Origin of the sequence: Streptomyces sp. NPDC049887, assembly GCF_040656535.1 — a bacterium.
Classification (GTDB): Bacteria; Actinomycetota; Actinomycetes; order Streptomycetales; family Streptomycetaceae; genus Streptomyces.
In genome coordinates, this window is the sequence record NZ_JBFAMM010000001.1 from 81847 (window position 1) to 99365 (window position 17519).

Here is a 17519-nt window from a genome sequence, read left to right on the forward strand (position 1 = left end):
TTCCATGAAGCCATGACAAGCAGAAGTGTCGTCGTCGAGCGGCGCATCGCCGCGCCCGTGGACCGCGTCTGGGACGCGCTGACCGACGTCGAGGGCTCCCAGCGGGTCCTCAGCGGCGTGGAGCGCATCGAAAAGCTCACGGAAGGCCCCTTCGGCGTCGGCACCCGCTGGCGCGAGACCCGGCGGATGTTCGGCAAGGAGGCCACCGAGGAGATGTGGGTGACGGCCAGTGAGCCGACCGAGCGGTTCGTCGTCGAGGCCGACAGCCACGGCACGCACTACGTGTCGGAATTCGCGCTGCGCCCCGACGGCCCGGAGACGACGACGGTCCGGATGACGTTCTCCGGCAGCACGCCCGGAGGCGTCGCGGGGCTGCTCGCCAAGGTGCTCGGCCCACTGGGCGAGCGGGCCGTGGCCAAGGCCGTCGCGAAGGACCTCGCCGACGTCGCTGCCGCGGTGGAGGCGCGCGGCGACTGACGCCGGGTGCGGCGGCCATGCCCCGGCCGACGGCCGCGGCGGCACGGCCCGTACGGATGCCCCTGGACCGCGATCGGTTCCGTGCCCCTGCCGGGAGCCGCGGGACGGTCCCCGGCCGCACCGCGCCGTACCGCCCTGACGCGAGCGGCGGCCGTCGCGGGCACCACGACAGGTACGGGACACCGGGCGGCGGGCAGCGCCCCGCGGCCGTCCGGTCCGTCGGCCCGACCCCGCGCCCCGGACGGCCCAACGGACCGGCGTGCCAAAGGCATCAAGGACCCCTGGTCGGGCAGAGACTTTCCCAGCCGGCAACGGGAACGGGAGAGGATCCATGGCCACATCCACGTCCGCGGGACCGCAGGAGCACGAGGGGTCACTGAAACGCGCCATCGGCCCCAAGCTGATGATCCTCTTCGTCATCGGCGACATTCTCGGCACCGGCATCTACGCCACGACCGGGAAGGTCGCGGGGAAGATCGGCGGAGCGCTGTGGCTGCCGTTCCTGATCGGCTTCGTGGTGGCCCTGCTGACTGCGGCGTCGTACGTCGAACTCGTGGGCAAGTACCCGAAGGCGGCGGGGGCCGCGCTCTACACCCAGAAGGCGTTCCGGCTGCCCTTCCTGACCTTCATCATCGCGTTCATGGTCATGTGCTCGGGCCTGTCGTCCGCGAGCGCCGCCGCCCGCGCGTTCAGCGGTGACTACTTCCAGGAGTTCACCGACGCGATCCCGCCGACCGCGATCGCGATCGCCTTCATCCTCGGTCTCGCCGCGATCGCCCTGCGGGGCGTCGCCGAGTCGGTGAAGACGAACATGGTGCTGACGCTGGTCGAACTGTCCGGTCTGGCCGTGGTCCTGGGCATCGGCGCCTGGGCCGTGATGAGCGGCGGCGGGGAGCCGTCCCGGCTGGGCGAGTTCCACTCGAGCGGCACCGGCTACGCCCTGCTGACGAGCGTGCTCGGCGCCACGGCACTGGGCTTCTTCGCCTTCGTCGGTTTCGAGGACTCCGTCAACATGGCGGAGGAGACGAAGGACCCGGTCCGCACGTTCCCCCGCGCCATCTTCATCGGTGTCGGGGTGACCGGCACGATCTACGTCCTCGTGGCGCTGGTTTCCTCGCTGCTCGTGGACTACCGGGTGCTCGCGGCGTCCGACGGCCCGCTGCTGGAGGTCGTGAAGGCCGGCGGCGTCGACTTCCCGCCGAAGCTGTTCGCGGCCATCGCGCTCTTCGCGGTCACCAACTCCGCGCTGATCAACATCATGATGGCCTCGCGGCTCTGCTACGGCCTCGCCAACGAGAAGGTGCTGCCGCGCGGCATGGCCCGGGTGCTCCCTCACCGCCGCACTCCCGTCACCGGCATCGTCTTCGTCACCCTGATCGCCATCGGCCTCGTCTCGACCGGTGAGATCGAAGGGCTCGGCGACACCACCGCGTTCCTGCTGCTGTGCGTCTTCGCCGTGGTCAACGTGGCGGTGCTGGTGCTGCGCAAGGACCGCGTCGAGCACGCCCACTTCCGTACCCCGACGGCCCTTCCGGTGCTGGGGGCGATCACCTCCGTCATCCTGGCCAGCCCGCTCTCGGAACGCGGTTCGGACGTGTACATCCGGGCCGGGGTGCTGATCGCCGTCGGCATCCTGCTGTGGGTCGTGAACAAGCTGTGGATGAGGCTGCGGCACGAGGAGACGGCGGCCTGGGGCTCCGCGGACTGAGGTCCCGGCCGGGACCCGGCGGACCGGCACCCCACGTGCCCGGGGCTCCGCGGGCCGTGCAACGGTTGGCCGGGACCCGCTCCCGGTCGCGGCGAGGAGGCGGAGGGTCCCGGCAAGGAGCCGGTGGGTCCCGGCGAGGAGCCGGTGGGGTCCTGGCGTGGGCCCGGTCCGGTGGAGGGCGTCCGGGCTGAGCGGCCTGTGGCGATGTCAGGCCCGGCGTGCGGACGGGGCGGTCCGCGCGGTGCCGGGAACGGGGCGGCCCATGCCCAGGCGCTGGCCGATCCGGCTCATCGTCTGGGACATGCGGGACGGGAAGGCGTCAGGGTCGGGAATGGTCACCGGCCGCACGCGTCCGTTGTGCAGGGCGGAGATCCGCCAGCCCTGCTCGGTACGGACGACCACGAGGGTCTGCCGGGACAGGCGTCGCTTGGGCAGCTTGGAGCGCCAGGGCATCAGTACCGATGCCGTGCCGTGGACGATGGCGACGTCCGCGGTGATGTGGCGGATCGCCTCCAGGTCGCCGACGAGCGCAGAGCCGGCCAGCACGCCGCGAAAGAGCCGGTCGTGGTTGTCCTGGAGAGCCGGTCGGCCGGTCGCGTGGGTGCCGTCGTAGGAGACGTAGTCGGCGTCGGCGGTGAAGCAGGCGCCGAAGGCGACCGCGTCGTTGTCGGTCCACGCCTGCATGAACTGGTTGAACAGCTGCGTGATCTGCTCGTCGCTGGTAGGCATGGCATCCTCCCGGAGCTATCATTTCGAATATCGAATTTTACGCTAACAGAAAGCTTCGAATGCCGAAAGATGATCGCGTGGGCAAGGTCGCCGTGCGGATAAGGCTGCTCCAGCAGAGCTTCGACGCCTTCGACGAAGCGGCCGCGGCCTGGCTGGGGCTGAACCGCACCGACCTGCGCTGCCTGGACCTGATCCTGGCCAAGGACCCGATGTCGGCCGGAGAACTCACCACCGCGGCCAAGCTCAGCCCGGCCGCGACGACAACCGCCATCGACCGCCTCGAACGAGCGGGCTTCGTCACCCGAAGCCGGGACGCCGCCAACCGGCGGCGGGTTCTGGTCGCCGCCACCGAGGTTGCCCGCGCTGCCGAGCGCATGGTGTACCGCCCCCTCGGCGAGGCCGGGACGTCGGCGCTCCGGCACTTCGGCGAAGAAGAACTCGACGTGATCATCGACTTCCTGGAGACAGCCCGCCGGGTCCAGGAAGAGCAGACCGCGCGCCTGAAGGGGCTACCGGTCCGTGAATGAACGCGGTCCTCGACGAGCTTCCGTATGTCCGGCTCGCCACCTGCGAATCGGCCGCGCAAACATGACGAGGGTGCGCGGAGTCGGTTTGTGACGACCGACCCGGACACCCTCGCGACCGCACTCCACGTGAAGACCGACGACCTGCCGAAAGCAGCGCCGCACCTGGCCCCATGACGTCCAGGGGCGGGCATCACACCCAAGCTCGGCGCCGCCGAACCGCTCACCCTCGCGATGACGCAGGCCCTGCCCGGCCTCGCCTCCGAGGCCCGCCGGCTGCGCCACTGCCGTTCAAGCCGCCGCGGCAGTCGACCGAGTCGGTCAATGCCACGCTCAAGAGCCGGTCGGACCTGGGACGGCACGGCGGGCGCACTCCCGGCGGCGTCGCGGTCCGCATCAGCAACGGCTCCTCGCGCTGACTGCCGCCGTCCGGGACAACCGCAAGGCAGGCGCACCGGCCATCCGATCACTGACCGCCCACGACCACTGACCTTGGACTCATTCATCCAGGGCGGCGTCGGGCGAGTCAGGGGCGCGGGCCGCGTCGGGCGGGCGGGCGGGCGGACCCTAGCGGACCCCCTGCATGTTCCGATGGAAAATGCCAGAACTTCCACCTGCCGCCACTGCGGTGCGTAACCTTACGGCTACGGACATATGTCCGAGCCGTACGCACACGTGCTGGAGGGGGATTTTCGCGTGCCCGGGATCGACGAGTGTCTTCTCCACGCCATGCGGCTGCCCGGAGTGCGCGGTGCCGCCCTCGTCGACTGGACCAGCGGGCTCGCCCTCGGCACGGTCGGGGACGCGGCCGGGAACGACCACGAGACGGCGGCGGCCGAGACCGCGGAACTGGCACGCATGGCGGCGGAGCATCCCACCTTCACCCCCGTGGGGGGCGCGGAAGGCCCGGACGCGCACCACGGCAAGAACCCTCCGGTGGAGGACCTCGTCGTCACCACCCGTACGTGTTACCACGTTCTGCGCTTCGTCGAGACCAGCTTCGACAGCAGCGTCCTGCTCCATCTCTGGCTCGACCGCGCCGACGGCAACCTCGCCCTCGCCCGGCTCAGAATGCGCGACCTGACCGAGCGGCTGGTGCTGGAGTGACCGTCTCACCGATGCTGCTGCGGCTCGCCTCCGAGCGGGCCACCGGCGCCCTCTTACGGGACCGGGGCACTCTGTACCTGGTCGAGGGCCGCGTCGTCCACGCCGAGAGCCCCGCCGCTCCGGGAATCGACGTCCTGCTCGCCGCGACCGGACGGCTGCACGCCGAGGGCTGGACGGAGGCCCTCCGCGAGGCCGGGGCGAACGGCGCGGTGGGCCGCTACCTCGTCGACAGCGGCCTGGTGTCCGGGGGCGAGCTGGAGATCTGCCATCTCGGTGCGCTCTTCGACGCGGCGTTCTTCGCCCTCGCACCGAGCAGCGGCCCCACCCGCTTCCGCTACGGCGTGGCCCACTGGATAGGCCCGGTGCGGCCCGTGGCCGCCGAGGCGGTCGAGCGCGAGACCCTGCGGCGCCGTGCCCTGCTGGACCGGCTCTGGGCGCATCCGGAGACGGACACCGCGCCCGTGGTGCCCTCCCCCCGTCCCGCCCCGGCGCGGGCCGCCCCGCGGCAGCGCGCCGTCCTCGACCTGGCCGACGGGGTGCGCACCCCGGCCGACATCGCCCGGGCCCTGGGCCGTCCCGCGTTCCACACCCTCGTCGACGTACGCCGGCTGGCCGCGGCCGGGCTCGTCGAGACCCCGCGCCCGGGCGCCATGGCGCCCGAGCCGCCACTCGATGTCGCGCGCGTGATGGAGGTGTCCGCGGATCCGGACATCGCCCTGCTCCGCCGGCTCCGTGACGCCCTGGAGGCAACGCTGTGATGCGCGCGATGAGGCAGCGCGCCGAGAGGAGACAGCTGATGACCGCGAGCACCGGAGTCCTCGACGAACTGCATCGGTTGAGGACCCGGTTACCGCAGCTCACCGGCGCCCTCGCGGCCAGCGTGGACGGCCTCGTGCTGGCCAGGGACACACCGGACGCGGAGGCGGAGACCATCGCCGCGCTGACCGCCGCGGCACTCGGAGTGGCCGTGCGGCTCACCGAGGCGACCGGCCAGGGCCGCTTCCGTGAACTGCTCGTCCGGGGCGAGAGCGGTTATGTCGCGACGTACGCGGCGGGCACGGCCGCCGTGCTCACCGTGACCGCCGAACCCCGGGTCAACGTCGGCCGGTTGCACCTCGAGGCCCGCAGGGCCGGGGCGCGCATCGGCGATCTCGTGAACGGAGCACTCGAACGCCCCTGACCAGCCGGCGGCGACGGCCGGGCGTCCCGGCCGGAGGTCACCGGCCCCCTGGCCGCGGCGGCCCGTGGCCGCCCGGCGCCGAGCGCCGCGGGCTGCCCGGCGCGCCAGGCCGACGGCCGGCGGCCGCCTCCCGCACTCCGGCCCCCGGAGCCGAGGACAGCCCTACAGCCCGACAGCCCGACACACGAACACACCACTCGAACCGAACAGTTCCCCAACAAGGAGAGGCACCACCATGGCGAACACCGAGACGACCCTCAAGGAAGCGATGACCGTGATCGAGGGTGCGGTCGGCGTCGCCCTCGTCGACTACACCAGCGGCATGGCCCTGGGCACCCTCGGCGGCGGCAAGCACCTCGACCTGAACGTCGCGGCCGCGGGCAACACCGACGTGGTGCGGGCGAAGCTGCGCGCGATGGAGATGCTGGGCCTCCAGGACGAGATCGAGGACATCCTCATCACCCTGGGCGGGCAGTACCACCTGATCCGCCTGCTCAAGGCGCGCGGCGGCAACGGGCTGTTCCTGTACCTGGCCCTGGACAACCAGCGCGCCAACCTGGCGATGGCCCGCCACCAGCTGCGCAAGATCGAGGCGGAGCTGGAGGTCTGACGCCCCCACCGGCGCCCCGCCGACCGTTCAGCGGCGCCGAGCCCCGCCCGGGGCGGCGTCCCCGGCGGCGGGGCCGGTGGTGCGGTAGCCCTTCACCTTCGCTCCGGCGGGCCGGCCGCGGTCGACCCAGTCGGCGCGCACCCACAGCAGTTTCTCGGCCGCTCTCTCCCGCCGCCCCAGGGCGCGTGCCTTGAGCCACAGCCCGGCACCGGCGCCCGCCAGCAGCAGCCCGCCCGCCGCCGGTACGACGAAGGCACCGCCCACCGCGGCGGCGAACGCCGCGAGCAGCCACCAGCGGTGCACTCGGCGCCAGTTGCGGGCGGTCACGGCCCGGTCCTGGAGGATGTCGCCCCGGGCGGCCCGGGTGGCGTCCCGCTCCAGCTCCCGGTAGCGGCCCGTACGCGCGGACGCCACCACGGCCGCCGCGACCAGGAACGCCGCGGCGCCCCCGTACAGTCCGACGACCCGCCCGGTGAGACCTTCCGGCACCAGCCCGACGGCCGCGGCGAGCACGCCGAGCCACACCATCGGGGCCGCCCCCGCCCGTACGATCACCGCCACACGCGCCAGTGCGTGACCTCCGCCGCGCCCCACGACTACGCTCCCTTCGCCCGTCCTGCCGTTCAGGGCGGGGAGGTTAGCCGGAATTTCTGAGGAACGCCTGAGAAGGACGGGCCGGCGACGCCCCGGCCCCACGCCGAACGGGCGGCGCGGCGGCCGGACAGCCGGTCAGCCGGTCAGCCGGTCAGCCGGTCAGTGAGCCTGTCAGTCAGCCGGCGGGCCGTTCACGGGCCGACCGGTCAGCCGGTTACGCACTGACCCGGCGAGGAGTCCGGTCGGCCACTCGGCCACCAGGCCCCGGCCGCCGATGTGTCCTGCCCGGTCAGTCGGCGAACAGCCCGCGCTCCGCGGCCCGGACGTCGAACTCGTCCAACCGCGCCTGCGCGTCCGGCAGATCGTCGCACATCGCCTCCAGCAGCACCCGGCCCAGCAGCATCGGCGCGCATGCCGTGTCGAAGGCGAGGCCGGTGCCGACGGCGGCCGGGATCAGCACATCACTGTGGGCGGCGACGGGCGCGAACGCCGAGTCCGCGACCGTGACGACGGTCAGCCCGGCCCCCCGCGCGTACGCGAGCGTCTCCACCACCTCCTTGGGGTGGCGGGGCAGGGCGAAGCAGAGCAGCGCGGTCGCGCCGGCCCGCCGTGCCGCGTCGACCCGGTCGGCCAGCATCGAGCCGCCCTCGTCGAGCAGCCGGACGTCCGGGTGGACCTTGGCCGCGAAGTACGAGAAGCCGCGGGCCTGCGAGGAGGCGGCGCGCAGCCCGAGGACAGGCAGCGGGCGGGAGGCGGCGAGCAGCCGGGCCGCCCGCTCCACGGGGCCGGGGTCGGCGAGCAGTTCGGCGAGATGGCGCAGGTTCTCGATCTCGGCGTGGACGGCCTGCTGGTATTCGGTGAACTCCTGCTGCTCCTCGGCCGGTTCGGCCGGTGCAACCTCCCGCAGGTGCCTGCGCAGCGCCGGATAGCCGTCGAAGCCCAGCGCGACGGCGAAGCGGGTGACGGACGGCTGGCTGACTCCGGCGAGCTCGGCCAGCTCGACGCTGGACAGGAACGGCACGTCGGCCGCCCTGCGCACCATGCAATGGGCGATGCGGCGCTGGGTGGGAGTGAGGCGGTGGCCTTCGAAGAGCTGCTGCAGCCGTGCGGCAGGGCTGGTGTCGTTCATGCCGTCCGTCCCCCAGTTCGTCTCTCGCCCGGCGTGCCGGAGGTACCGGCCCGCTCCCGGACGCCGGACAGTACCGCGAGAGCGCGGTACGGGGAGGGGGAACGGACACGAAGATCACCGAGAACTACGGCCCACCGGCTATTCAGTCTTCTAAAACTCTGCATGACCATATGCAGAGCGGGCAAGCCGCGCCGCCACGACCCCGCCGGGAGGGGGACGGGCCGACCCGGATCCGAAGAGGGGGACCGACCCCGGCGACACGACTCGACGGCTCCCTGCCGCACCCGCCCGGCGCCCCTGCCGGCCTGGGGTTCACGGGGCGTGCCGTGCCCGGCCGACGCTCCACCGGACGTGCCGGGTACGGAGCTTCGCGGAAGTTGTACGAGCGCGACACGTCTGCGCAGCACTCGCTTAACACGCGTCCGGCACATTGAGGGGTGTCGGCGTCAAGGACCTCCGGAGCGGCTCCCGGACCTCCATGGACGCCCGGACGTGAGACCGGCCCTGACCCGGACCGCGTCCCCCGCGGGGACCGCCGTCGTCCCGCCCCCCGGTCACGGGGGTGCGGCGGTCCCCGCGCATTCCTCTTCGCGCGGGGACCCCGGTCCCGTGCCGCCTACTTCCCGGACAGCGCCAGGAACGACAGCAGGTCCTGGCGGCTGACGACACCGGTGGGCTTGCCCTCGACCAGCACGATCGCAGCGTCGGCGGAGCCGAGCACGGACATCAGGTCGCCGACCGGCTCACCGGAGCCGACCTGGGGAAGCGGGTCGCTCATGTGCTTCTCCAGCGGATCGTTCAGCGAGGCGCGCTGTGTGAAGAGCGCGTCCAGCAGTTCCCGCTCCACCACCGAACCGATGACCTCGGCGGCCATGACGTCCGGGTGCCCGGCGCCCGGCTTCACGATCGGCATCTGGGAGACGCCGTACTCGCGCAGCACGTCGATGGCCTGGCCGACGGTCTCCTCGGGGTGCATGTGCACGAGGGACGGCAGCCCGCCCTCCTTGTGCTTCAGCACGTCGCCGACCCGCGGCTGGTCGCCGGCCTGCTCCAGGAAGCCGTAGTCGTTCATCCACTCGTCGTTGAAGATCTTCGACAGATAGCCGCGGCCGCTGTCCGGCAGCAGCACGACCACGACGTCGTCCGGGCCGAGGCCCTCGGCCACGCGCAGCGCGGCGACGACGGCCATGCCGCAGGAGCCGCCGACCAGGAGGCCCTCCTCCTTGGCCAGGCGGCGCGTCATCTGGAACGAGTCCTTGTCGGACACCGCGATGATCTCGTCCGTGACGTTCGGGTCGTAGGCGGTGGGCCAGAAGTCCTCACCCACGCCCTCGACCAGGTACGGCCGGCCGGAGCCGCCGGAGTAGACGGAACCCTCCGGGTCCGCGCCGACGACACGGACCTTGCCGCCGCTGATCTCCTTCAGGTAGTTGCCGGTGCCGGAGATGGTGCCGCCGGTGCCGATACCGGCCACGAAATGGGTGATTCTTCCCTCAGTCTGTTCCCAGAGCTCGGGACCGGTCGTCTCGAAGTGCGAACGCGGGTTGTTCGGGTTCGAGTACTGGTCCGGCTTCCATGCCCCCGGCGTCTCGCGCACCAGCCGGTCCGAGACGTTGTAGTACGAGTCCGGGTGCTCCGGGTCGACGGCCGTGGGGCAGACGACGACCTCGGCACCGTAGGCGCGCAGCACATTGATCTTGTCCGTGGACACCTTGTCCGGGCAGACGAAGATGCACTTGTAGCCCTTCTGCTGGGCCACGATGGCCAGCCCGACGCCGGTGTTGCCGCTCGTCGGCTCGACGATCGTGCCGCCCGGCTTGAGCTCTCCGCTCTGCTCGGCGGCCTCGATCATGCGCAGCGCGATGCGGTCCTTCACCGATCCGCCGGGATTGAAGTACTCGACCTTGGCGAGGACCGTCGCCTGAATGCCCGCCGTCACGCTGTTCAGCTTCAGCAGGGGGGTATTGCCAACCAGACTGATCATCGAGTCGTGGAATTGCACCGTAAGTCTCCGGGATCTCCGTAGTGGTTCCGTCAGCGTATGCGCAATCGGCGCGAGATTGGGCTACGGCCGTTACGGGGCAGTTAGCTCTTGGACGACTGCACGGCTACGAGGAGGTGGCTGGGACTGTGTCGAGGGCGAGGGTGGCGCGGCGCATCGCGGCGGGCGCGGCATACGGCGGCGGCGGGATCGGTCTGCTCGGAGCTGCGGCGGTGACTCTTCTGCTGGCCGAGGTGCAGCTGGCGAAGAGATCGGTGGGGGGCGGCACGGCACCCTTTCCCCCCGGGGCGGACGGCATCTACGGCACCGCCTTCGGGCTCTCCGATCCGCTGCGACTGGTCCTGCTGGGCGACTCGACGGCCGCCGGGCAGGGTGTGCGCCGGGCAGGGCAGACCCCGGGGGCGCTGCTGGCGTCGGGACTCGCGGCCGTGGCCGAGCGCCCGGTGGAGCTGGTGAACGTGGCCCAGCCCGGTGCGCGCTCCGACGACCTGGAACGGCAGGTGGGTCTGGCCCTGCGCGATCCCTCCCGGGCCCCGGACGTCTGCGTGATCATGATCGGGGCGAACGACGTGACGCACCGGATGCCCCCGACGCAGTCGGTGCGGTACCTGTCCGCGGCGGTGCGCCGGCTGCGGACGGCGGGCGCGGAGGTGGTGGTGGGCACCTGCCCGGATCTCGGCACGATCGAGCCCGTCTACCAGCCGCTGCGCTGGCTGGCCCGCCGGGTCTCCCGGCAGCTCGCGGCGGCGCAGACGATCGGCGCGGTGGAGCAGGGCGGCCGCACGGTCTCGCTGGGCGACCTGCTGGGCCCGGAGTTCGCGGCGAACCCCCGCGAGCTGTTCGGCCCGGACAACTACCACCCTTCGGCGGAGGGGTACGCCACGGCGGCGATGGCGGTCCTGCCGACGCTGTGCGCGGCGCTGGGCCTGTGGCCGGAGACGGACAGGCTGGACGCCGACCGACGCGAGGGCATGCTGCCGGTCGCCAAGGCCGCGGCGGAGGCGGCGAGCGAGGCCGGCACCGAGGTCACGGGCGCCCGCGCCCCGTGGGCGCTGCTGAAGCACCGCAGGCGCCGCCGCCTGCCGGTCCCGACGGAGCCCGCACCCTCGGAGACCCCGGCCGCGGAGGCGCGGGGGCGGGGAGCGGAGTGAACCGCGGCCTGCACCGGCCCGGCTCCCGGCCGGGTCGCGCACCGCGACCGGCCAGGACCCCGACCTGGTCGCCGTGGACCGAACGTCCGGAAGTCCGGGCGACCGGGCGACCGGGCGACCGGGCGATCCGGTCACCGTGGACCGCTGCGGGTTCACCGTGGGCCGGGCGGTCGGAGCAGCCGGGTCCGCGAGCGCCGCATCCCGGGCTCCGTGGACCGGCCGGGTCCGCGACGGGGCCGCCATGGGTCGCTCGGCGGGCCGGTGGGTGACGCCGCCCCGACCGCCCGGCCCCGAATGCGTCCCACCCCCACCCGTAAGCGAGCGCTTAGAAAAGAGGCCCGCATCACACGGTCCGTACCGTGACCCACGCGATACGTAGGGGTAACTTCCAGACAGTCGTCCCCAAGCACCTCACTGGAGCCGTGATGCCCGAAGCCGTGATCGTCTCTGCCGCCCGCTCCCCCATCGGACGGGCCTTCAAGGGCTCGCTGAAGGACCTGCGGCCGGACGACCTGACCGCGACGATCGTCCAGGCCGCACTGGCCAAGGTCCCCGAGCTGGACCCGAAGGACATCGACGACCTGATGCTCGGCTGCGGCCTGCCCGGCGGCGAGCAGGGCCACAACCTGGGCCGGATCGTGGCCGTGCAGATGGGGATGGACCACCTCCCCGGCTGCACCGTCACCCGCTACTGCTCGTCCTCGCTGCAGACGTCCCGCATGGCGCTGCACGCCATCAAGGCCGGCGAGGGCGACGTCTTCATATCGGCCGGCGTCGAGATGGTCTCCCGCTCCGTGAAGGGAACCTCCGACGGCCTGCCCGACACCCACAACCCGCTCTTCGCCGAGGCGGAGGCCCGCACCGCCGCCGTCGCCGCCAGCGAGGGCGCGAGCTGGCACGACCCGCGCGAGGACGGCCTGATCCCGGACGCGTACATCGCGATGGGCCAGACCGCGGAGAACCTGGCCCGCCTCAAGGGCGTCACCCGCCAGGACATGGACGAGTTCGGCGTGCGGTCCCAGAACCTCGCCGAGGAAGCCATCAAGAACGGCTTCTGGGAGCGCGAGATCACGCCCGTGACGCTGCCGGACGGCACGGTCGTCGGCAAGGACGACGGCCCGCGTGCCGGTGTCACGGTGGAGGGCGTTCAGGGCCTGAAGCCGGTCTTCCGCCCGGACGGTCTGGTCACCGCGGGCAACTGCTGCCCGCTCAACGACGGCGCCGCCGCCCTCGTGATCATGTCCGACACCAAGGCGCGGGAGCTGGGCCTGACCCCGCTGGCCCGGATCGTCTCCACCGGCGTCTCCGGCCTCTCCCCCGAGATCATGGGGTACGGACCGGTCGAGGCGAGCAACCAGGCGCTGCGGCGGGCCGGGCTCACCATCGACGACATCGACCTGGTCGAGATCAACGAGGCGTTCGCCGCACAGGTCATCCCGTCGTACCGGGACCTGGGCATTCCGCTCGAGAAGCTGAACGTCAACGGCGGCGCGATCGCGGTCGGCCACCCCTTCGGCATGACCGGCGCCCGCATCACCGGCACGCTGATCAACTCGCTCCGGTTCCACGACAAGCAGTTCGGCCTGGAGACGATGTGCGTGGGCGGCGGCCAGGGCATGGCGATGGTCATCGAGCGCCTCAGCTGAGGCGCGAACGCGCATGAGCGCCCGGCGCGGGGCGTCGCGCCCTTGTGCGACGCCCCGCCCGCGCGGCGACCGGCCGTGGCGCCGCGCCCCGCGCCGCACACACGGCGCTCGGCGCCGGCGCCCGGGAGGGACGGGAAACCCCTTTCCGTCCCTCGGCAACCGCTTTCCCAACCCCGCCGTCGCCCAGCCGTGACCTAATCTCCCCCAGGATGTGACCTATCTCCCGCCGGGGCACGTTTCCCCAGGTCGCAAGCGTCACGCAGGTAAACACCCGACCCAAAGCCCTGTCCCTTTCGTGATGTATTGCACTGACACCAGGCGTGGGCTCGCGACAAGCTGATGTAGTAAGTCGGGGAATCCTCAGAACCGGGAGTACGTCAGTGAGCGCCATGTCCCTCGCCCTGCTGCTGACCACCGCCGCCGCCACGGCCGTGGGCGCCGCTGCCCTGCACGCCACTCTTGGGCTGCGCAAGCAGGTCACCGCCCTGCGCTCGGAGCTGGCCGGCGTGAGCCGTCAGGACGGCGTCCCCTTCGGCTCCGTACCACAGGCCCGCAGTGCGCCCGCCGCCGAGATACGCGCCGCCGTCGCCGAAGCGCTGGCCGAGGAGCGCGAGCGCGAGCTGGCCGAGGCGCGCGCCTTCTGGGCCGCGCAGGAGGCCCGTGAGGCCGCCGACGCGCCGCACTTCGCCGGCGAGTCGCCGCTGTCGATGCTCGGCGGGTCGGCGGACCTCGGCGAGGACGGCCCGCTCTACGTCCCCCGCCAGGCGGACTTCGCCGGACTGGAGGCCATGGACCTGGAGGCGGCGGAGGCCCTCGACGACCTCGCGGAGCTCGCCGAGCCGCCCGCCGAGTTCGCGGAGGACTCCGCTGAGCTGGCCGCGGCCCGCCGGCGACACCCCTCCCACCCCGACTTCGTACCGGTGCAGACACCCGTGGTGACCGACCACGAGCGCACCGTGGCCCGCCTGGAGGAACTCGCGGAGACCGCGACCGCCCTCACCGATGTGCGGCCGGGCCCGCTCGGCACGCTGGACGTGTACGTGTTCGCCGACGGCACGACCCTGTGCATGACCCCCGGGCACCGCGAGACCGCGGAGCGGCTCGGGGAGGCGCTGCGCGCCGGGCGGACGCCGGTCCTGCTCGGCGGCTCGGGCGTCTCCGGTGCGTACGCCCTGACGTTCTGCTGCGGCGGCGACGGCGAGAACGTCTACATCCTCGCGGACCGCGTCATCGCCTCTCTCTGAGCCCCGGAACGGTCAGGCCCCGCAGGCCCCGGCCGGAGGGCTCCCGGGCGCGCTCTCAGAGCTGCGCCCGCCGCGCCGCCGCCTCGACCAGTTCCACGGCCTCGTCCAGTTCCCCCGGCGAGGCCGTTCCCGTGCGTACCGCTTCGGCCAAATCCGTCCCGGCCACCACCAATTGGTCAGCGACCGCGAAGACGCCCGCGTCGGGCATGATCCGCGGCTGCCGCCCGGGCGTCTCGATCCGCTGGGCGCGCTCCGCCAACTCCCTGGCCAGCGCCAGGCCCTCGGCCGCCGCGCCGCGCTGGAGCCGGCTCTGCGGTGCCGCCCGCAGCCGGTCGGCGAACCGCTCCACGGCCGCCGTCAGAGGTGTCGTATCAAGCACGATGCGACCCTATGCGCCGGTGCGGGACTGTTGCCAATACGCGAACGCTGAGGCACGGTGACGTGAAGGACCACACGCGCAATGCGTCCGGAGGCGCCGATGTCCCAAGTCTTCTCCGAAGAGACCCATCGCAACCTGCTCTCCCGCATCCCTCACTGCACCGGTCGTGAAATCGCCGACTGGCTGCGCACCGTCGAAGAAGGACCGTCCCTGTTCCGTTTCGAGGAGAAGGTCAGCTGGCTCCGGAGCGAACACAATCTCGCGTACGGCCATGCGAAGGCGATCATCCATGAGTACGACCTGAGGAGGGCGGCCCGCAAGCTGCTCTAGCGGCCCCGGCTCGAGGACGAGCCTCGAGGACGAGCGAAGGGCCTGCCCGGCGGATGCCGGGCAGGCCCTTCGTCGGTTCACCGGACGGCCCTGCGGCCGCCCGTGCGTCAGTCGTCGCCCTGCAGGATCGACAGCAGACGCAGCATCTCCAGGTAGATCCACACCAGGGTCATGGTGAGGCCGAAGGCGGCCAGCCAGGACTCCTCACGGGGAGCGCCGTAGTTGATGCCGTCCTCGACCTGCTTGAAGTCCAGGGCGAGGAAGCAGGCACCGAGGATGATGCCGATGACACCGAACAGGATGCCGAGGCCGCCGCTGCGGAAGCCGAGACCGTCGCCGCCGCCGAAGACGGCGAACAGCAGGTTGGCCGCCATCAGCAGCAGGAAGCCCATCGCGGCCGCCATCACGAAGCCGTAGAAACGGCGCGTGACGCGGATCCAGCGCATCTTGTACGCGAACAGCACACCGGCGAAGACCGCCATCGTGCCGAGCACCGCCTGGGCGACCACGCCGTCGGCGATGTACGTGGAGACCGCGCTGGAGATCACACCGAGGAAGACGCCCTCGAACGCCGCGTAGGCGAGGATCAGCGCGGGCGACGGCTTGCGCTTGAAGGACTGGACGAGCCCGAGCACGAGCGCCACCAGCGCGGCGCCGATGGCGATGCCGTACGACTTGCCGATGTTGGCCGGGTCGACGGGCAGAAGCACCCACGACAGGATCGCCGTGAGCACGACGGTGCCGAGCGTCATGGCGGTGCGCGCCACGACGTCGTCCATCGTCATCACATTGGTGCGGGCAGGCACCTGCGGCGGGGCACCGAGCTGGGCGTCCGCCGGCGCGTAGGGGTTGGTGGCATACGGGTTGCCGGCGCCCTGGGCGTACGGGTTGCCGCCGACTGCGGGGCCCCCGGCCTGCGGCGCGGTGTTGAAGCCCGCGTAGCCGTTGTCGCGGCTGAACCCCCGTCGCGAGAAGACCGGGTTGCTGCTCCTCATCTCACTCCTCAATGGCCGCCCTGCGCGGCCTTGACACAAGAGTAATGCGGGGGCAAAGACCTCGGCCTAGTGCTGAAGGAGGATCTTTCCTCGATCGTGACTGACCGGGGGCCCGGGCCCCGCACTGCTCTCTCTCCTCCCATGACAGCCAGTGAACGGACTCACTCATTCCCGGGTCGGCGGGATTCACTCCGGGTGGGGTGCCGGGGAGCGGCGGGTGGAGGGCCCCGGGCCCGGCCGGGCAGGCGGGCGGGCGGAGAGGCCAGGAGGGGGCGGAGAGGGGCGGAGAGGGGCGGCCCGGCTTCGGCCCGGCAACGCCGACAGCCGCGCGGGCACGAGCAAGCGTTCAAGAATTCAACGATTGCCGCTCGCGCCACCGACGCATGAACGTGCCCGGAGCCGGACTTGAACCGGCACGGCCCGAAGGCCAGCGAGGTTTAAGCTCGCCGTGTCTGCATTCCACCATCCGGGCTGGTTGCGCGGTCCTGCTTACGCGGCTCTGCGTTCGCACAGGAGCCTATCCGTACGGCTCACCCCAACAGCGGAACAACGATCCGATGTTGTCTTATTTTATTGACGCCTGAGGGTGTGTCAGCACTCGTTCGCGGCTGTTTGCACCTGCCGGGACGGGATCCCGGCGAGCCAGGTGCCACCGGTGGGAATGACGGAAAGTCGCCGCCCGGGCACGCCCCGGACAACCCGCAGGCGGCGCCCCGTGAGCACCCGCCGGTCCCGGACGCGGCCCCGGGGACGCCGTCATACCAAAGGAGGACGGGGGTGGCGCCCCGTCAGACCCGAGAGGGCCCCGGGAACGGGCACCGGGACGGACGATCCGGCGGGGCCCCGGGCAGCACGATGGTGCGGTCCCCAGAACGCCGCGACAGGAGAGCCGACTCGTGACCACCACACCCACCACCGCCCGCGCCACCGCGGTGGCCGCCCGCGCCATGGATCTGTCCAAGGTCTACGGAGAGGGCGAGACCCAGGTGGTCGCCCTCGACCGGGTCACCGTGGACTTCCGCCAGGGGGAGTTCACCGCGATCATGGGCCCGTCCGGCTCGGGCAAGTCGACGCTGATGCACTGCGTCGCCGGCCTCGACAGCTTCAGCGGGGGCTCGGTGCGGATCGGAGAGACCGAACTCGGTTCGCTCAAGGACAAGCAGCTGACCCAGCTGCGCCGCGACAAGATCGGCTTCATCTTCCAGGCCTTCAACCTGCTGCCGACGCTGACGGCGCTGGAGAACATCACGCTCCCGATGGACATCGCCGGGCGCAGGCCCGACCAGCAGTGGCTGCAGCTCGTCATCGACATGGTGGGGCTCTCCGGCCGACTCGGCCACCGGCCCACCCAGCTGTCCGGCGGCCAGCAGCAGCGCGTCGCCGTCGCCCGTGCCCTCGCCTCCCGCCCCGAGATCATCTTCGGCGACGAGCCGACCGGGAACCTCGACTCCCGATCCGGCGCCGAGGTCCTGGGCTTCCTGCGCAACTCCGTACGGGAACTGGGCCAGACCGTCGTGATGGTCACGCACGACCCGGTGGCCGCGTCGTACGCGGACCGCGTCGTCTTCCTGGCCGACGGCCGGATCGTGGACGAGATGATCGCCCCGACCGCCGACGGCGTGCTGGACCGCATGAAGGAGTTCGACGCCAAGGGCCGGACCAGCTGACCCACGTCTCCACCGCAGACTTCCGGCCCTCACCTCAGGACTGACTC

18 protein-coding genes and 1 tRNA gene are annotated in these 17519 nt (G+C 72.0%); 12 read left to right on the forward strand and 7 right to left on the reverse strand.

Features of this window, described 5'->3' with window-relative positions; all coding sequences use genetic code 11:
* Positions 1-12: 12 nt before the first annotated feature.
* A complete protein-coding gene (locus AB0J10_RS00330) occupies positions 13-477 on the forward strand; it encodes an SRPBCC family protein (RefSeq protein WP_269730029.1) in 465 nt (154 codons plus the stop codon).
* Positions 478-808: 331 nt separating this feature from the next.
* Positions 809-2185, forward strand: coding sequence for an APC family permease (locus AB0J10_RS00335; protein ID WP_363056186.1), 1377 nt, complete (start codon positions 809-811; stop codon positions 2183-2185).
* A gap of 207 nt (positions 2186-2392) precedes the next feature.
* On the opposite strand, the gene AB0J10_RS00340 is transcribed toward AB0J10_RS00335, so the two are convergent.
* On the reverse strand, positions 2393-2914 hold the full coding sequence (locus tag AB0J10_RS00340; RefSeq protein ID WP_363056188.1) for an SgcJ/EcaC family oxidoreductase: 522 nt from the start codon (positions 2912-2914) through the stop codon (positions 2393-2395).
* A gap of 59 nt (positions 2915-2973) precedes the next feature.
* Here AB0J10_RS00340 and AB0J10_RS00345 point away from each other — a divergent pair, with 59 nt between their 5' ends.
* The 5 genes from AB0J10_RS00345 (at position 2974) to AB0J10_RS00365 (ending at position 6335) form a co-directional block, all read left to right on the forward strand.
* A complete protein-coding gene (locus AB0J10_RS00345; RefSeq protein WP_363056190.1) occupies positions 2974-3441 on the forward strand; it encodes a MarR family transcriptional regulator in 468 nt (155 codons plus the stop codon).
* Between the two features lie 693 nt (positions 3442-4134).
* Entirely contained in the window at positions 4135-4545 is a 411-nt protein-coding gene (locus tag AB0J10_RS00350; RefSeq protein ID WP_363056807.1) for a hypothetical protein, read from the forward strand.
* An 11-nt stretch (positions 4546-4556) separates the two neighbouring features.
* The gene (locus AB0J10_RS00355; protein ID WP_363056808.1) at positions 4557-5303 is read left to right on the forward strand and encodes a transcriptional regulator; all 747 of its coding nucleotides are present in this window, start codon (positions 4557-4559) and stop codon (positions 5301-5303) included.
* A gap of 38 nt (positions 5304-5341) precedes the next feature.
* Positions 5342-5725 carry a roadblock/LC7 domain-containing protein gene (locus AB0J10_RS00360; protein ID WP_363056192.1) on the forward strand — a complete coding sequence of 128 codons (384 nt, stop codon included), beginning with the start codon at positions 5342-5344 and terminating at the stop codon, positions 5723-5725.
* Between the two features lie 235 nt (positions 5726-5960).
* Positions 5961-6335: a hypothetical protein gene (locus AB0J10_RS00365; protein ID WP_138054836.1), complete on the forward strand. Its 375-nt coding sequence runs from the start codon at positions 5961-5963 to the stop codon at positions 6333-6335.
* A gap of 27 nt (positions 6336-6362) precedes the next feature.
* Here AB0J10_RS00365 and AB0J10_RS00370 read toward each other — a convergent pair whose 3' ends face one another.
* The 3 genes from AB0J10_RS00370 to AB0J10_RS00380 all read right to left on the reverse strand — a co-directional run bounded on the left by AB0J10_RS00370 (position 6363) and on the right by AB0J10_RS00380 (position 10060).
* Positions 6363-6896 carry a hypothetical protein gene (locus AB0J10_RS00370; protein ID WP_363056194.1) on the reverse strand — a complete coding sequence of 178 codons (534 nt, stop codon included), beginning with the start codon at positions 6894-6896 and terminating at the stop codon, positions 6363-6365.
* Between the two features lie 322 nt (positions 6897-7218).
* Positions 7219-8058 carry a MurR/RpiR family transcriptional regulator gene (locus AB0J10_RS00375; RefSeq protein ID WP_363056196.1) on the reverse strand — a complete coding sequence of 280 codons (840 nt, stop codon included), beginning with the start codon at positions 8056-8058 and terminating at the stop codon, positions 7219-7221.
* 616 nt (positions 8059-8674) lie between these two features.
* Positions 8675-10060 carry a cystathionine beta-synthase gene (locus AB0J10_RS00380; protein WP_363056198.1) on the reverse strand — a complete coding sequence of 462 codons (1386 nt, stop codon included), beginning with the start codon at positions 10058-10060 and terminating at the stop codon, positions 8675-8677.
* 143 nt (positions 10061-10203) lie between these two features.
* Between AB0J10_RS00380 and AB0J10_RS00385 the strand changes: the two genes are divergently transcribed.
* From AB0J10_RS00385 to AB0J10_RS00395, 3 genes are all read left to right on the forward strand, one after another.
* Positions 10204-11211, forward strand: a complete 1008-nt coding sequence (locus AB0J10_RS00385) for an SGNH/GDSL hydrolase family protein (RefSeq protein ID WP_363056810.1) — start codon at positions 10204-10206, stop codon at positions 11209-11211.
* A 425-nt stretch (positions 11212-11636) separates the two neighbouring features.
* On the forward strand, positions 11637-12857 hold the full coding sequence (locus tag AB0J10_RS00390; RefSeq protein WP_138057666.1) for an acetyl-CoA C-acetyltransferase: 1221 nt from the start codon (positions 11637-11639) through the stop codon (positions 12855-12857).
* A 389-nt stretch (positions 12858-13246) separates the two neighbouring features.
* On the forward strand, positions 13247-14101 hold the full coding sequence (locus AB0J10_RS00395) for a hypothetical protein (RefSeq protein WP_363056812.1): 855 nt from the start codon (positions 13247-13249) through the stop codon (positions 14099-14101).
* 55 nt (positions 14102-14156) lie between these two features.
* On the opposite strand, the gene AB0J10_RS00400 is transcribed toward AB0J10_RS00395, so the two are convergent.
* On the reverse strand, positions 14157-14480 hold the full coding sequence (locus AB0J10_RS00400; protein ID WP_363056200.1) for a hypothetical protein: 324 nt from the start codon (positions 14478-14480) through the stop codon (positions 14157-14159).
* 99 nt (positions 14481-14579) lie between these two features.
* Here AB0J10_RS00400 and AB0J10_RS00405 point away from each other — a divergent pair, with 99 nt between their 5' ends.
* Positions 14580-14810 carry a DUF4287 domain-containing protein gene (locus AB0J10_RS00405; RefSeq protein ID WP_138054832.1) on the forward strand — a complete coding sequence of 77 codons (231 nt, stop codon included), beginning with the start codon at positions 14580-14582 and terminating at the stop codon, positions 14808-14810.
* A gap of 107 nt (positions 14811-14917) precedes the next feature.
* On the opposite strand, the gene AB0J10_RS00410 is transcribed toward AB0J10_RS00405, so the two are convergent.
* A complete protein-coding gene (locus AB0J10_RS00410; RefSeq protein WP_363056202.1) occupies positions 14918-15805 on the reverse strand; it encodes a Bax inhibitor-1/YccA family protein in 888 nt (295 codons plus the stop codon).
* A 390-nt stretch (positions 15806-16195) separates the two neighbouring features.
* Positions 16196-16277, reverse strand: a tRNA-Leu gene (locus tag AB0J10_RS00415).
* 424 nt (positions 16278-16701) lie between these two features.
* Here AB0J10_RS00415 and AB0J10_RS00420 point away from each other — a divergent pair.
* On the forward strand, positions 16702-17472 hold the full coding sequence (locus tag AB0J10_RS00420; protein WP_363056204.1) for an ABC transporter ATP-binding protein: 771 nt from the start codon (positions 16702-16704) through the stop codon (positions 17470-17472).
* The last annotated feature ends 47 nt before the right edge of the window (positions 17473-17519 follow it).

Coding starts and splice junctions, on each gene's coding strand:
- AB0J10_RS00360 (WP_363056192.1), top strand. CDS start 5,342: ATGACCGCGAGCACCGGAGTCCTCGACGAACTGCATCGGTTGAGGACC.
- AB0J10_RS00340 (WP_363056188.1), bottom strand. CDS start 2,914: ATGCCTACCAGCGACGAGCAGATCACGCAGCTGTTCAACCAGTTCATG.
- AB0J10_RS00345 (WP_363056190.1), top strand. CDS start 2,974: ATGCCGAAAGATGATCGCGTGGGCAAGGTCGCCGTGCGGATAAGGCTG.
- AB0J10_RS00410 (WP_363056202.1), bottom strand. CDS start 15,805: ATGAGGAGCAGCAACCCGGTCTTCTCGCGACGGGGGTTCAGCCGCGAC.
- AB0J10_RS00330 (WP_269730029.1), top strand. CDS start 13: ATGACAAGCAGAAGTGTCGTCGTCGAGCGGCGCATCGCCGCGCCCGTG.
- AB0J10_RS00355 (WP_363056808.1), top strand. CDS start 4,557: ATGCTGCTGCGGCTCGCCTCCGAGCGGGCCACCGGCGCCCTCTTACGG.
- AB0J10_RS00335 (WP_363056186.1), top strand. CDS start 809: ATGGCCACATCCACGTCCGCGGGACCGCAGGAGCACGAGGGGTCACTG.
- AB0J10_RS00405 (WP_138054832.1), top strand. CDS start 14,580: ATGTCCCAAGTCTTCTCCGAAGAGACCCATCGCAACCTGCTCTCCCGC.
- AB0J10_RS00390 (WP_138057666.1), top strand. CDS start 11,637: ATGCCCGAAGCCGTGATCGTCTCTGCCGCCCGCTCCCCCATCGGACGG.
- AB0J10_RS00375 (WP_363056196.1), bottom strand. CDS start 8,058: ATGAACGACACCAGCCCTGCCGCACGGCTGCAGCAGCTCTTCGAAGGC.
- AB0J10_RS00365 (WP_138054836.1), top strand. CDS start 5,961: ATGGCGAACACCGAGACGACCCTCAAGGAAGCGATGACCGTGATCGAG.
- AB0J10_RS00395 (WP_363056812.1), top strand. CDS start 13,247: ATGTCCCTCGCCCTGCTGCTGACCACCGCCGCCGCCACGGCCGTGGGC.